General features: G+C 66.5%; 16 protein-coding genes. 7 read left to right on the top strand and 9 right to left on the bottom strand.

Going from position 1 to position 13,835, the window contains the following annotated elements; genetic code table 11:
• The first annotated feature begins 41 nt into the window (after window positions 1-41).
• Window positions 42-818: an SDR family NAD(P)-dependent oxidoreductase gene (locus ACFTS5_RS10500; RefSeq protein WP_378629630.1), complete on the top strand. Its 777-nt coding sequence runs from the start codon at window positions 42-44 to the stop codon at window positions 816-818.
• 15 nt (window positions 819-833) lie between these two features.
• Here ACFTS5_RS10500 and ACFTS5_RS10495 read toward each other — a convergent pair whose 3' ends face one another.
• The 5 genes from ACFTS5_RS10495 to ACFTS5_RS10475 form a co-directional block, all read right to left on the bottom strand.
• On the bottom strand, window positions 834-1,232 hold the full coding sequence (locus ACFTS5_RS10495) for a nuclear transport factor 2 family protein (RefSeq protein WP_378629629.1): 399 nt from the start codon (window positions 1,230-1,232) through the stop codon (window positions 834-836).
• Between the two features lie 110 nt (window positions 1,233-1,342).
• The gene (locus tag ACFTS5_RS10490; RefSeq protein WP_378629627.1) at window positions 1,343-3,148 is read right to left on the bottom strand and encodes an alkyl/aryl-sulfatase; all 1,806 of its coding nucleotides are present in this window, start codon (window positions 3,146-3,148) and stop codon (window positions 1,343-1,345) included.
• A 194-nt stretch (window positions 3,149-3,342) separates the two neighbouring features.
• Window positions 3,343-3,918, bottom strand: coding sequence for a TerD family protein (locus tag ACFTS5_RS10485; protein WP_067457219.1), 576 nt, complete (start codon window positions 3,916-3,918; stop codon window positions 3,343-3,345).
• Window positions 3,919-3,997: 79 nt separating this feature from the next.
• A complete protein-coding gene (locus ACFTS5_RS10480; protein ID WP_378630026.1) occupies window positions 3,998-5,953 on the bottom strand; it encodes a hypothetical protein in 1,956 nt (651 codons plus the stop codon).
• Between the two features lie 89 nt (window positions 5,954-6,042).
• Window positions 6,043-7,083, bottom strand: coding sequence for an acetyl-CoA carboxylase biotin carboxylase subunit family protein (locus ACFTS5_RS10475; RefSeq protein WP_378629625.1), 1,041 nt, complete (start codon window positions 7,081-7,083; stop codon window positions 6,043-6,045).
• A gap of 386 nt (window positions 7,084-7,469) precedes the next feature.
• Here ACFTS5_RS10475 and ACFTS5_RS10470 point away from each other — a divergent pair, with 386 nt between their 5' ends.
• Both ACFTS5_RS10470 and ACFTS5_RS10465 read left to right on the top strand, forming a co-directional pair.
• A complete protein-coding gene (locus ACFTS5_RS10470; RefSeq protein ID WP_378629624.1) occupies window positions 7,470-7,748 on the top strand; it encodes a hypothetical protein in 279 nt (92 codons plus the stop codon).
• A gap of 54 nt (window positions 7,749-7,802) precedes the next feature.
• Window positions 7,803-8,384, top strand: a complete 582-nt coding sequence (locus tag ACFTS5_RS10465) for a TerD family protein (protein WP_378629622.1) — start codon at window positions 7,803-7,805, stop codon at window positions 8,382-8,384.
• Between the two features lie 75 nt (window positions 8,385-8,459).
• Here ACFTS5_RS10465 and ACFTS5_RS10460 read toward each other — a convergent pair whose 3' ends face one another.
• On the bottom strand, window positions 8,460-8,816 hold the full coding sequence (locus ACFTS5_RS10460; RefSeq protein ID WP_378629621.1) for an STAS domain-containing protein: 357 nt from the start codon (window positions 8,814-8,816) through the stop codon (window positions 8,460-8,462).
• 287 nt (window positions 8,817-9,103) lie between these two features.
• Here ACFTS5_RS10460 and ACFTS5_RS10455 point away from each other — a divergent pair, with 287 nt between their 5' ends.
• Window positions 9,104-9,517: an ATP-binding protein gene (locus ACFTS5_RS10455; protein WP_378629620.1), complete on the top strand. Its 414-nt coding sequence runs from the start codon at window positions 9,104-9,106 to the stop codon at window positions 9,515-9,517.
• 64 nt (window positions 9,518-9,581) lie between these two features.
• On the opposite strand, the gene ACFTS5_RS10450 is transcribed toward ACFTS5_RS10455, so the two are convergent.
• Window positions 9,582-10,526, bottom strand: a complete 945-nt coding sequence (locus ACFTS5_RS10450) for a helix-turn-helix transcriptional regulator (protein WP_378629618.1) — start codon at window positions 10,524-10,526, stop codon at window positions 9,582-9,584.
• Window positions 10,527-10,875: 349 nt separating this feature from the next.
• Between ACFTS5_RS10450 and ACFTS5_RS10445 the strand changes: the two genes are divergently transcribed.
• The 3 genes from ACFTS5_RS10445 to ACFTS5_RS10435 all read left to right on the top strand — a co-directional run bounded on the left by ACFTS5_RS10445 (window position 10,876) and on the right by ACFTS5_RS10435 (window position 12,542).
• Window positions 10,876-11,310 (top strand): STAS domain-containing protein, encoded by a 435-nt coding sequence (locus tag ACFTS5_RS10445; protein ID WP_378629617.1) that lies wholly within the window; start codon window positions 10,876-10,878, stop codon window positions 11,308-11,310.
• A gap of 75 nt (window positions 11,311-11,385) precedes the next feature.
• Complete coding sequence (locus ACFTS5_RS10440; RefSeq protein ID WP_378629615.1) at window positions 11,386-12,162, top strand: ArsR family transcriptional regulator; 777 nt, start codon at window positions 11,386-11,388, stop codon at window positions 12,160-12,162.
• The gene (locus tag ACFTS5_RS10435; RefSeq protein ID WP_378629614.1) at window positions 12,162-12,542 is read left to right on the top strand and encodes a VOC family protein; all 381 of its coding nucleotides are present in this window, start codon (window positions 12,162-12,164) and stop codon (window positions 12,540-12,542) included. The genes ACFTS5_RS10440 and ACFTS5_RS10435 overlap by 1 nt, the downstream gene beginning before the upstream one ends.
• A gap of 63 nt (window positions 12,543-12,605) precedes the next feature.
• On the opposite strand, the gene ACFTS5_RS10430 is transcribed toward ACFTS5_RS10435, so the two are convergent.
• A complete protein-coding gene (locus ACFTS5_RS10430; protein ID WP_378629612.1) occupies window positions 12,606-13,481 on the bottom strand; it encodes a hypothetical protein in 876 nt (291 codons plus the stop codon).
• Window positions 13,478-13,828, bottom strand: coding sequence for a hypothetical protein (locus ACFTS5_RS10425; protein WP_378629610.1), 351 nt, complete (start codon window positions 13,826-13,828; stop codon window positions 13,478-13,480). Before ACFTS5_RS10425 ends, ACFTS5_RS10430 begins: the two co-directional genes overlap by 4 nt.
• Window positions 13,829-13,835 lie beyond the last annotated feature (7 nt).

Raw genomic sequence — 13,835 nt, 5'->3', positions numbered from 1 at the left:
GAATCTGTCTACTGGGCAGGTCCGCAGCCGCGAGGAGCACCATGACCACAGACCAGCGCACCGCCATCGTGATCGGTGGCGCGTCGGGCATCGGCCTGGCCACCGCGCACGCCCTCACCGCCGACGGATTCCGGGTGATCGTCGCCGACGTCAACGACAGTGCGGCCGCCGAGGCCGCGACAGCCATCGGCGGGTCCGCCTCCAGCATCCGGATGGACGTCACCGACGAAGCGTCCGTCGCGGCCGGATTCGCAGACCTGGACGACGTGCACGCCGTGGTCAGCTGCGCGGGCCTGTCGATGACCGGCCCGATCACCGACCTCGAGCTCGCGAACTGGCAGCTCACCCTCGACGTCTGCCTGACCGGAACCTTTCTCGTGCTCAAGCACGCGGCCCGCCGCATCGCCGACGGCGGCAGCATCACCTGCATCGCCTCGCTCAACGGACGCCAGCCCGGCACCGGAATGGCCGCGTACTGCGCCGCGAAGGCAGGCGTGCTGATGCTGGTGGAGGTCGCGGCGCTGGAGCTGGCCGATCGCCGGGTCCGCGTGAACGCCATCTCCCCCGGCCTCGTCGACACTCCCCTGGTTGCCGGCATCGCCTTCGTCCCCGGCCTGACCGAGGACTACCTGGAGAACACCCCGCTCGGCCGCAGCGGCCGTCCCGAGGAGATCGCCGACATGGCCGCCTTCCTCGCTTCGGACAAGGCCACCTGGATGACCGGCTCGACCATCGATCTCAACGGCGGCGCGCACCTGCGCAGATACCCCGACGTCCTCGGCCACGTCCGAGCCCTCATGGCCACCCCGCCCGCCTGATCTCCCGCGCGAACACTACTTCTTGGTGGCGGTGATCTGGGTCAGCAGACAGCGCCACCGGCCGTCGGTGTGGATGAAGGCGTCAGTGGTCCATTCGTCGGCGTCGAATCGAATGCCTTGGTAATGGGCGGTATTGGTGACCCGGGTGCTCAGGAGGGCGAGTTCGCCGTGGTAGCGGATTCGGGGCTCACCGACGCGCTCCATCGCCGAGTGCGTGAGATCGCCCGACCGGACGAAGGCCAGGAACTGTTCGGCGGTGGTTATGCCGTTCTCGGAGACCATGATCCACTCGTCGGCCATGTAGGAACCGATTTGGTCCGCGTCGTTGGCGACGATCGCCACCTGCCACTCGTCGAGAACGGCCAGGAGCTGGTCAGCTTCCGCGCGTCCGGGGGAAGTTCGTGTTGTTGCCATGCGGCAACGCTATGACCGAGAGCTCTCGGCAGTCTTGGACGAATGGAACGCACACCTCTGACCGGCGATGCGGCCGCGCCCGGGGCCGGCGCGGCCGCATCGCCGCACGGTTACGGTGTCACGACCGCGAAGTTCGGGTCGGGGGTGTCCAGGAGGCCGAACAGCCGCTGGAGGACGCCGGAGTCGCCGGTGTGGTCGATCCCGTCCAGGCCCTTGCCGGCGAGGATGCCGAGCAGTTGTGGCTTGGTGAGAGTGAGGGTGAGGTCGATGTCGGCCTTGGACCGTGGGTCCGGTGTCTGGATGAGAACACCATTGGACAGGGTGAGACGCACGACGGAGTCCCGGTCGGTGAAATGCCATTCGATCCGGAACGAATCCTGCGCCGCGCGTGGGCCGTTCACCCGGATGGCGATCGAGTCGAACAGCTGCTCCACCGACAGTGCCGCAGCCATCCCGCCGCCGAGGTCGAGCTCGGTCCGTTGGATTCCGCGCCGCAATTCGTTGTCGCCGGTGAGGTAGAAGCAGCGCCAGGTGGCGTTCTCCGCACCGAAGCCGAGTGTTCGATAGGTCTGGGCGAGGGCGTCTTTCGCGGCTTCGTTGTCCGGTTCGGCGAACACGGCGTGGGTGAGCAGCTCAGCGGCGAAGCGCAGATCGCCCGAGTCGGCGTAGGCACGTCCCTTCTCGATCACCGCGTCGATGCCGCCGATGGTCTCGACGTACCGGACCGCTTTCGCCGTACGCGGGTGCTCCCAGAGCGAGGTCGGGTTCCCGTCGAACCAGCCGAGATAGCGTTGGTAGACCGCCTTGACGTTGTGGCTCACCGACCCGTAATAGCCACGGGCGCTCCACGCGTCGGCCAGGTTCGGCGACAACTCGAACTGTTCGGCGATCTCCGGGCCGTTGAGTCCCTCGTTCATCATCCGCAGGGTCTGGTCGTGCAGGTACATGTACAGGTCGCGCTGCAGCGCCAGGAATTCCATGATGTTCTCCGCACCCCAGGTGGGCCAGTGGTGCGAGGCGAACGCGACGTCGGCGTCGACGGCGAACATCTCGATCGCCTCGTCGATGTAGCGCGACCAGATCCGCGGATCGCGCACCTGGGCGCCGCGCAGGGTCAGCAGGTTGTGCAGATTGTGGGTCGCGTTCTCAGCGAGACAGAGTGCGCGGTGGCGGGGGAAATAGAAGTTCATCTCCGCGGGCGCTTCGGTGCCCGGCGTCATCTGGAAGACGATCGGGACCCCGTCGACGGTCTCCTGCTGGCCGGTGTGGGTGATGTCGACGGTCGGCGGGATCAGGCCGAACGTGCCATGGGAGGCCTGAATGCCCAGCCCGGTGCCGCACTGGCCTTCGGGTCCGGGCGTCATCCCCATGCCGTACATATAGGTGCCGCGTCGCGTCATCGCGACACCCGCGTAGACGTTCTCCGACACGGCCTCCGCCATGAAACCGGCGGGCGCGAGAATCGGCACGTCACCACGACCGTCGGGCAGCACGCCGTCGACACCGCCGAAGTGGTCGCCGTGGGAGTGGGTATAGATGACACCGGTGACGGGCCGATCGCCGCGCTCCTCGCGATACAACGCCAACCCGGCCGCCGCGCACTCGGCCGAGATGAGCGGATCGATCACGATGATGCCCGTATCGCCCTCGACGATCGTCATATTGGAGATGTCGAAACCACGGATCTGATAAATGCCGTCCACGACCTCGAACAGCCCGTTCTTCACACAGAGCTGGGCCTGCCGGAACAGACTCGGGTTGATCGTTTCCGGACACGGCCCGTCGAGGAACCCGTACCCACTGGTGTCGAAAACGACCGTGCCGTCGGCCTCGGCGATCCGCATGGGCGTCAAGGTCTTGATGAACCCGCGATCAGCATTCTCGAAATCGGTGCGATCGTCGTAGTCCAATGCCATCGCGAATCAGCTCCTCAGCTCGGTCGACGCGTCGACTCGATGCTCGCTGTCAGCGGTACCCACCACCTCACCCACCACGGGTGAATTGGGCCGGTCGGGTGACATCGCACCGCGGAATCCGGACGCTGAGAAGCCGGCTGGTCAGCTGCGGTATCTTCCCGGCCTTCGGGAATGTCCGCAGCTGACCGGCCCCGCTACAGGTTGACGCCGAAATCGCGGGCGATTCCTTCCAGGCCGGAGGCGTAGCCCTGGCCGGTGGCGCGGAACTTCCACTCGGCGCCGTTGCGGTACAGCTCGCCGAAGACCATGGCGGTTTCGGTGGACGCGTCCTCGGAGAGGTCGTAGCGCGCCAGTTCCTCGCCGTTGCTGCGGTCGAGGACGCGGATGTAGGCGTTGCGCACCTGGCCGAAGGACTGGTTGCGGGTGGCGGCGTCGTAGATCGAGACCGGGAACACGATGGAGTCGATCGTGGCCGGGGTGTTGGCCAGGTCGACGTTGATCGTCTCGTCGTCACCGTCGCCGGCGCCGGTGGTGTTGTCGCCCGCGTGCTCGATCGCGCCCTCGGGCGACTTCAGGTTGTTGAAGAAGACGAAGTGCCCGCTCGACACCACCTTCTTGTCGGCGCCGAGGCCGATGGCGCTGGCGTCGAGGTCGAAGTCGGTGCCGGTGGTGGTCCGCAGATCCCAGCCGAGGCCGACCGCGACGGCGGTGAGGTTCGGCGCCGCCTTGGTCAGTGAGACATTGCCGCCCTTGGACAAGCTGACACCCATATCGAATCCCCTTGCTCATCGCGGCACGAAGCGCGCCGACGCCCACACCCTAGCGTTCGACTCTGAACGTTTGCTGTGATCAATCCTGTTCGGCCGCACCCGTTTCCACAGGCATGCGGTCGGCACCCCAACTGCGCCGCAGATAGCCGATCACCCGGTCCAGCTCCGCGCGCTCGACGGCGGCCAGCTCACCCGGCTCGAGCGGATCGAAATGGAAGATGTAGAGCCGCGAGGCGAATTGCTCGAAGGGCAGCGACGCTTCACCGAAACGCTCACCGTGCCCGGCTGTTCCGACGACGACCCCGTCGCCCCAGTCCTGGCCGCTGTCGTTGTTCGGGTTGTAGAAGTACACCCGCATCACATCCTGCGGGTCGAGGCTGACGCGCAGCACGGTGATCGCGTGCCAGCCGACGAAGCGGGCCGCGCTGTCGGTGACGGCGATACCGGCGGGCTGCGGGTGGATCACCGGCTGGTTGCCGTTGTAGAAGGGGTGGTACCCGGCGTAGAAGTGGCGCAGGAATTCGTCGAGGTCGGTCAGCTGCCCGGTGGCCACGTCGACATTGATCCGGAAGCCGCGTCCGGACCACCAGCCGTGGAATTCCGGGTTGATCCAGCGGTGCGGATCGCCGTCGCGGCCGATACAGCGCCGTCCCATCTCCGCGTAGATCCGGTCCAGGTGCGGTACCACCAGCAGCGATACCGGGTCCAGATCCAGTTGCAGCGCGGTCGATTCCGTGTCATCGGTCTCGCGCGAGGAGATCGGCTGTCCTTCGAAGTGCATGACGATCTCGTCGTCGCGCGCGGCCCACACCAGCGTCTGCAGCAGATAGTCAGGGTCGTTGTAGGCCCACATCGACAGTGCCCGCGCCGATTGGCAGGTGGGGTTGTCGCCCTGCCCGATTCCCAGCGGCAGGCCGAGAACCGACAGCATCCCCGACAGCAACCACGCCCGCGGTTCCGGCGTCGGCCCGAACACCTGGGTCAGCCGCCGACGCGAGTGCGGCGAAAGCCGCAGTGCCAGTTGACGCCACAGCGCGGGCGCGACCGGCGGCTGATAGAGGATGCCGCGTTCGAGCAGCAAGGTGAGTCCGTACACGCACTGCGCCGTTTCGACGTGGACGGCCTGCTCGATGAGGGTGTGGACGAGTTCGTGATAGCAGAGCAGGCTGTCGCGGCCGGTGCTGGACAGACCCATCGCCTCGCCGAGCAGGTACGCACCCTTGGTGAGCAGAAAACGCAGCAGCACAGCGTGATACGGCGAGACCAGCCCGGTGTCGTGCATGGACCGCGCGAATCCCGTTGCCTCGTACTGCAACGCACTGTCGTCCATCGATTCCAGCCGCGCGCGGTAGACCTCGACCCCGGGGTCTTCCCTGCACCCCTCGGTGGTCCCGTAGAGGCTGCTGATCAGCCGGTCGGCGCCCAGACCGCTGGCGCCGAGATCCACGTCGGGATTCGCCCGGGCCACGGCGATCTGGGTGATCATCCGCTTGACCCCGTCGACCTGGATCGGCCGTTGCCGCAGGATGCGCCAGATCTCGTCGACCAGGTTCTCGAGCACCTTCTCGTACCCGACCTCGGCGACGAGATAGTGCAGCAGCTCGCGCGAGACCTGCGCCATCCGCCCCTGCTGTTCCCGCTCGGCCTCGGTGGGCGGGGAGAACAGCAGCGACAGATTCACCGCGAGTACCTGCGACAGATGATCAGCGGCCTGTTCGGCCGAAACCAGCGCGTGCCGATATTCGCCCTTGGCCACCGCGAGCAATCGCAGATCACTCACCGCCTCCAACACCATGGTGTCGGCGTTGGCGCTGCGCAACGCACCGGTACTCAGCGCCGGGATGAGGATCTGCGGTTGTGCCCAATCCGTGCCGAGGAACAGGCCCGCGGTCTCCAGCTTCTCGGCGCGTTCGCGCACCGCGGCGCAACCGCCGGGCAGCAGAAGCACCCGCCGCAGGGAGTCCATGACCCTGGGCAGCTTGACCTGCTTGCCGAAATCGCCTGCGTCCGCGAGGGACTGTGTGGCGTGGTCCATCGTGGCGAGGCGCCGGTCCAGGCTCGTCCCGTCGTGGCCGTCCGGACTCAATCGCCGATCCCTTCGCCCACCGTTGCCATGGCAACGGATCAGATATAGAAGTCGAGCTCTTCTTGTCGCTTCAACAGATCCCGCAGAGTGTACGGGTCCTCACCGAAGAAATAGAGCAGACCCCAGTGATTACCGAATGCGGTTCGTTTGGTGACCTTTTCGGCCTGCGGCGCGGTGAGCTCGTGCGTCTCGAAGTAATCGTGATCCTCGGTCTCGGGCGGCACCGACAGCCGGCTGACCACACGTCGCCGCGGATACACGCCGAAGCACCCCGCATGGCCGGTGGCATCCACCACTTCCTTCGGGAAGAACGCGTCGATCTCCTCGTCGGTGGTCTTCGGGTCGAACGCCAGCACCAGTGCGTGGTAGGCGTTGAAACCGTAGGTCCGTTCCAGTAGTTCGAACACCTTGAAACCCGGTGGCCGGTAAGCGACCTCGCCGAAATACATTTCCCCGTCGCTGGTGACGAAGTACTCGGGATGGATGAAGCCGAACTCGATGTCGAAAGTCTTGATCAGCTTTTCGACCTGCCGGGTGATCTCGGGCCGATATTTCTCGAGTTCCGGCGTCGCGGGGACGAACACCGAGTATCCGAGCGTCACGTACTCCGAGATGTTCAGGAAGCAGATGCGGCCGTTGTGGACCCAGGCCTCGACCGCGAACTCCCAGCCGTCCAGGTGTGATTCCATCAGCATCGGGAACTCGTCGTCGGGGATGGAGTCCACCTCGTCGGGGGTCCGGATGATCCGGTGACCGAGGCAGCCCGCCTTGTCGAACGCCTTGAGGTGAATCGGATCGTTGGGATCACCGTCGAGTTTCAGCAGGGTTTGATTGACCCGCTTCAGGAATCGGATCACGTCATCGCGTTCGTGCGCCTCTTCGAAGATTCCGACCCGGATACCGCCGAGCTGCGCGCGCCGCTTCATCAACGACTTGTCACGCAGCAGCATCGACTGCCCGAGCAGGCGAGGATTGTCGAGCAGGACGGAGTTGATCGCCCCGGCCCATTCCACCGTCTCCTCGAAGATCGGAATGGCGACATCGACCCCCTTTTTCTTCAGGGTCTCGGCGATCTCCATCGAACGATCGTTGAGCCGCTCGAAATCCCAGGGGATATAGGGTATGTCGTGCTCCGTGCAATAACTTTCCGCCCATTCGGGCGCAACTACGATATAGCGGCGGTCGAACCGGTCAACCGCCTCGACCGCATTCAAACTCCAGCCCAGCAGGGCTACATAACCTTTGTTCGGGTTTCGACTTTTCGATTCGTCAGCTGAAATCGACAAACCTTATCCCTTCTCGAACTCCACAGCCCGGAAACCGGGACGCTGAAATGAATCCCTGCAGGGCTGCCATTTTCATGGAGTACCCGGCCCCTGCTCGATCAACCATGACGAAGCTGTGACCGAGGGCTTGTGACCGGGCGTGACCAGCACCCACCCCGCGGCGGGACTACGCTCAGGCAATGCCCGGTCCAGAGACCCTTCCGCCGCCACGCAACGGTGTCGGCCTCGCGTCGTTGGTGCTCGGCATCATCGCCTGCGCGGTCTCGTTCATTCCCGTCGTCAGCGAGTTCGTCGCCGCCCCAGCCGGTATCGGCGCCGTGGCCGCCGCGTTCATCGGCTGGGAACGGATCGAGAACGGTGTGGCCACCAATCGCGCCGACACGATCGCGGGCGGCATCCTCGGCGCGATCGCGCTGGCGGTCACGGCCCTCGTCTACCTCGCGACCCACTCCGGCTGACGAGCGTATTCCGTCGTCATGCACGGGGCGGGCGAAGTCCGTAGCCTGAAAATCGTGATTACTCTCAAGAAGGAAGACGGCGCGGCCGATCTCGCCGGTATCACCAAAATGAGCGTGGGGGTGAGCTGGGATCCGTCGGCGGGTTCCAGCGGTGGAATTCTCGGAATGGCCCGGCGCAAGCGCGGTGTCGACCTCGACCTGATCGCCGTGCTGTTCCAGGGCGCTGAGCCGGTGCGATTCGCCGGCCTGGATTCGCTCGACCCGCTCGGCAACGGATCGGTGCTGCACACCGGCGACGAGCAGACCGGTGCGGCCGCGGGCGACGACGAGACCGTGCACGTCACGTTCGCCAATGTTCCCCCCGCGATCGACTCCATCGTCTTCGTGGCCGTCGCGTTCAAGAAGGGCAGTTCCTTCGAGAAGGCGAACAACGTCTCGTTCAAGATCTACGACGCCACCGGCGGCGATACCCAGCCTGTCGCCGATATCTGGCCGTCACTGCTCGGTGCGGAGAACGCCAACGCGATCGCGCGGACCTTCCGCAACGGTCCGGTGTGGCAGCTGGAGGTCCTCGACCGCAAGGGCAAGATCAAGCAGGGCGATCGCCAGGCGTTGCTGCGCTTCGCGATCGGCTGACATCGCGGCGGCGGGGCCCGGCGCGCGGTGGGGGGGGGGGCGGCCCGGGGGGGGGGGGCCCCCGCGACTTCGGACCTAGTGCGCGTTCGGCTCCGCGGCGATCGCCGCTTCCAGGGTGGCGTAGACGGCGAGCAGCTTGTCCAGCCCGGTCAATTCGATCGGTCGAGCCACCTCGTGGGAGGCGACCACGCGCAGCTGATAGGGCGCGGCCTTGGACACGACCAGCAACGCGCTGAGACCGGCCGAGCCGAGGAAGCCGACCTGGGTCATGTCGACCACCAGTGTCCTGCCGCCCTGCTGTGCCTTCTCCAGCGCCGCTTGCAACTGGGGCGCCGAGGCCATGTCAACTTCACCGCGTACGGAAAGGATTTCGAAGTCGTCTTGTGCTCGTGTCTGCACGTCGAGGTCTCGGAAGCCGCCTTCTACACTCACCGAAGGTCTCCTCGGTTGCGATTCGCCACTTTTCTACCTCTTGCCTCTAGCTTCGCCGGGTCGGCGAATGTGCGAGCGATTCTTGCCCAAGCAACCTACCCCATCAGCTCGGGCCGCAAACCGTTGCGCCGCATCGGGGTACCCTGGCTCGGACGTATCCGCAGGGCTGCGGCGAGAGGGTTTTGTCACGCCCGGACGCGGCATATCCGGATACCGCAGGGGTACTGCCAATGGCGCGGGTGTTCTCGCGGATTCGTTGGACGTCGAGATGGAGAGGGAGGCATCAGGTGACGACGCACCCATCTCGGCAGCACAGCGCCGTGAAACCGTTCGAGATCGATTTCTCGGCAGAGGCCGCGCGGTTGGCCGAAGTACGCCACGCGCTGCAGGCCTGGCTGACCGAGGTGCCGGTCGACCCGGACCAGGCATACGACATAGTGCTCGCCGTCGGCGAGGCGTGTACCAACGCCGTCGAGCACGGTCACCGTGGCGGCGGCGGCACAATACGCGTCACTGCGGCGCTCACCGAGACTCACGTCCACACCGTCGTGATCGACGAGGGACGCTGGTCGACCCCTGACCCCGACGCCGATCAGTCACGTGGGCGTGGGATGGGCATCATGCGCGCTCTCAGCAGTGAGTTCGAGGTCAGCACATCGTCGGCGGGCACCGTGGTGGACATGCGGTTCGCTCGGGCGTGAGACGGCCCCGACCTCCTCGGTCGCGCTGAGCTCGCACTGCGTTCGCGACGTAATGCAGCAGCGCTCATTCGCGCAGGGTCTGGCTCGGTGGCTGACCGTAGCGTTGGCGGTAGGCCGTGGCGAAGCGGCCCGGATGGGTGAAGCCCCATCGGTAGGCGATGGTCGAGACCGTCTGACCGTCACCGGGCAGCGCGGCGCCGAGTTGCTCGTGCGCCGCGGCAAGGCGCAGTCGCTGCAGGTACTCGAGCGGCGTCGTGTTCAGGTGACGGCGAAAGGCGAGCTGCAGGGCGCGCGGCGTGACAAAGGTCGCCGCTGCGACGTCGCTGATCGCGATCCTGTCACCCAGATGCGACTCCAGATACGCGATGGCGCGGCGCACGGTGTGGGGGTGAGCGTCATGACGATCGGTGGCGCTGGGCTCGTGCTCGGCGGTCGTCGGCATGGTGGCCAGCACGGTCGCGGCGAGATAATCCGAGGCGGTCGTGACGGTGAGCGGGCTGCTCGCCGCGTCGGGGTCCGCGGCGATCTGCTGCAGATGAATGATCACCCGTCGCAGCCGCTGTCCGGCCGCGACAGTGACAGGTCGGTGCCCGTCCACGCGCACTCGGTTCCCGCCCGCGGCAGTGGCCATACGGTTCAAGATCGCGGGGTCGAACATGGTGATGTCGTAGCGGCTGGTTCGGATGACCCCCGAGTAGGGCAGGTCGTGGGGGGTGAGCAGACCTGTCTGCCCGGGGGTGAAGGTGTCGGTGCCGCTGTCGTGATAGTTCTCCTCGATCCGGCCACTGTGCACGGTGACCAGGCAGACCCGGCCGAGCGGGTCGGCGTCGTAGGTCATGTCGAAACCCATCTCGAGCTGGTCGAAGTTGATCGAACCGAGCATCTCGCGACGGATCCGGGCGCGTACCTGATGCGGGCCGTGGTTGCCGATCTGCACCCGGGTGTAGGCGTTGTTGAGGAACTCCTCGGTCGCGGCGAGGTCGTCGCTCTCGAAATTCAGACCTTGCACGACGCTCCCTCCGTGGACACGCGATGAAGGGCACGGCGGCGAAGGCGGGGCGCCGGACGACCGCGCCCGTATGGTTACCGGCTCCATTTTACCGGCTCGGCAACAGGCGACGCACCCGTTGTCTCGCCCTCGGCGCACCGCGTGTCGTCTCTGCGGCGCCCGGGCGCGGAGACGAAATGCGAAGGCCGATCACCGTGAATCAGGACCGATAGCGAACAACTGGATGCCAGGGCGGCGACGGGGCAAGGCAGTTGCCGGGCCGCGTGCTGGAATGGGGTTGTCAGCCCGATCTTGAGCACACAGGACAGTTGGCAGCGCACTGCTCTCCGGTGCTGAAGAATTGAGTCCGTTGAACAATCGTCCCGACGAAACCCGCTCGCCCGCAGCTGGCGACCCGGCTGCCGATCCCTGCCGCCGCTTGGGTGCCGAAGCGGAATCCGCAGGACAGGTCATCGTGCTGCATGCTCGTGGGGAGATCGACGCCTACACCCTGCCGCGCTGGCGGGGCCTGCTCGAGTCGGCTGTCCCGGCGTCCGCCGGCGACGGTCATCTCGTCGTCGATCTGGCCGAGGTCACGTTCCTGTCGGTACGTGCCATCATGGTCGTCGCCGACCTGGCGCAGCAGCTGGACCGCCGCGGCATCGGGACGCATCTCGCCGGCGGGCGGGCCGCCGCGACCGTCGCGCGCGTGATCGACCTCGCCGGGATGACCGAGTGGATTTCGATCCACCGGGACCTCGCCACGGCTCTGACCGCTACGACCGGTCCGCGCTCCGACGCCTGACGTAGGCGGGCCGCTGGCTGTTGGACCTACCGAATGCATCAAATGGAATTGATGGGTTCGGTGTATCCTTAGCTTATGACGTCGGCTCGTCACACTGTTCCATCGTTTGTTCTCCTGGCCGCTCATCCGCTGCGGTGGCGACTGCTGACCGAGCTGTCCGCCGGCGACTATCGCGTGCGCGAACTGGTAGCCCGTGTGGGCGAGCCACAGAATCTGGTCTCCTATCACCTGCGACTGTTGCGTGATGGTGGCCTCGTCACTACCACGCGCAGCAGCCACGATGGTCGCGACACCTACTACCACCTGGATCTCGACAGCGCCGCGCAACTGCTCACCACCGCAGGCGCGGCACTGCATCCAGCGCTTCACATGGCATCCACGCCACTACGATTCGCGCCCTCGGCGCGGCCGACGGTGCTGTTCGTGTGTACCGGGAACAGCGCCCGCTCCGTGATCGCCGAGTCCCTGTTGCGACTCCGTGCCGGTGGCGGAATCGATGTGTTCAGCGCCGGTACCCGTCCGAAGCCGGCCATGCATACCAATACGGTTCGGGTACTGCGTGTGGAATTCGGCATCGACCTCATCGACCGACGTCCTCGCCGTCTCGACACACTCACCGGCCGTCGCTTCGACGCGGTGATCACCTTGTGCGACAAGGCTCGTGAGAGCTGCCCCGACTTCGGCGACGACCCCCGGTGGATCCACTGGAGCATCCCCGATCCGGCGGCCTCGAGCGGTAGCGACGACGACAGCTACCCGAATTTCCTGGCCACCGCCGCCGAGATCGACACCCGCATCCGCTATTTGCTGCCGACCCTCACCGACCTCGGTCCCACGAAAAGGAGCGCATGATGCCAACATCCACCGAATACGCCAGCGTCCGTTACCTCGTCGCGGACGTGCAGGCAGCCGTCGACTTCTACACCGATCGTCTCGGCTTCACCCTGCACACCAGCGCTGCCCCCGCCTTTGCCGACGTGGTCCGCGGCTCGCTGCGACTGTTGCTGTCCGGTCCAGCCAGCTCCGGCGCTCGCGCCACCCCCGTCGAATGCGCCGGACCGGGCGCGAACCGCATCCACTTGATCGTCGCCGACCTCGACGCCGAAATCGGACGCCTTCGCGCGACAGAGACCGAATTCCGCAGCGGTGTCGTCAGCGGTCCGGGCGGCCGCCAGATCCTGCTCGCCGACCCGAGCGGCAATCTGATCGAACTGTTCCAGCCCGCTGGTTGATTCGGCGATGCCGATCCGCCGATCGGCGAGCTGTCGGAGGCGGGTGAGAAACGGCGACGCCGGCTACCTGGGCTGTTTCCGCAGCACCTCGGTCATTTGCTCGCCGATCGCCGGTGTCAACCTGCCCGTCAGCTCGAACCCGAGCTGGTTGGCGACGTCTCGGGCGTACAGGTCGATCGAGGCTTCCACGAGGTCCGCGTAGACACCCACCGCACGGCGGATCCGACGGCGTGACACCAGCAATGCCCACACTCCCGGCACGAGCGCCGGCCACCAGTACACACCGACTGCCAGGTAGGCCAAGCCCCACACCGGGGTGCGGGCGGCGGAGCCACATCGTTCCTGGACCGCTGTCACCTCGGTGCGCGCCGCGTCGGGCAGCACCAGCCACAATCGCGGCCACGTCGTGGTCAGGTCGAGACCGGTGCCGCGGCTGACGCGCTCGTCCACGCTCCGCAGCCGGTCGCCTGCCCACGTGGGGCAGGCCGGTTCGATCTCGGAGATCGCGTTGCGTCGCAGTACAGCTCGCTGCGCGGTGCTCTTCGCCCGGCGGTCCGATCGGTCAGCCAGCACCGCCTTGACCGCGGCGTCCGCCTTGACCGTGGCACGCCGCCAACGGCGGTGGCGCAGTGCGGCGAACGGTCTGCCGGCACCGGTGCCCGTGGCAGCCCACGCGGCGATCACGACGCCGCCGAGCGCGGTGACCGCCAACCCCACCACCGCGGTCGCGGCGAGGAACGCCGCGGCGGCCCACACCAGCGCGGGACCGGTCGACACCGTCGTCACCCGGGTCCACAACAGCTTGAAGTCGAGTGCGTGCGAGGGCCCGAGCGCGACCGCCACGACCACAACGGCCACGAACACCGCGGCAGGCAGCGCGAGCGCGGCAGCCCAGCGAGTAGCGAGGTTCTTGCCGAGCTCGGTGAGGAACGCGTTCACAGCTCGATCCTGCGCAACGGCTGCCCGGTGAGTTCGCACCGCGGACCTTCGTCGATCCCCGCCCTGGTGCACGCACTCGTCGGGCACACCCATGCCGTGACCGCGATGTCGCGAGGTCCCTTCCACGGCTCGAAGCCGCGGTGCGCCCGCGTCAGGTTGTCGATGCCGTGCTGGGCGAAGGCACTGTCGAGCAGGTCGAGGTCTGCTTCTGACACCTCGCCCTGCCGGGCCGCCGTGACGATTCTGGCCAGTACGTCCGCGACGCCGTAGCGGGAAGCGCGTTCGGCCAGCGCCGCTCCGGCCTGCTCGCAGAGAACCCAGACTCGGGGACCGCTCGTTGGTCTCATGCCGAAT

Source organism: Nocardia sp. NPDC056952 (assembly GCF_042674185.1).
GTDB lineage: Bacteria > Actinomycetota > Actinomycetes > Mycobacteriales > Mycobacteriaceae > Nocardia.
Note: the sequence above shows the minus strand (reverse complement) of the source record. Positions and strands in the feature narration are given on the sequence as shown.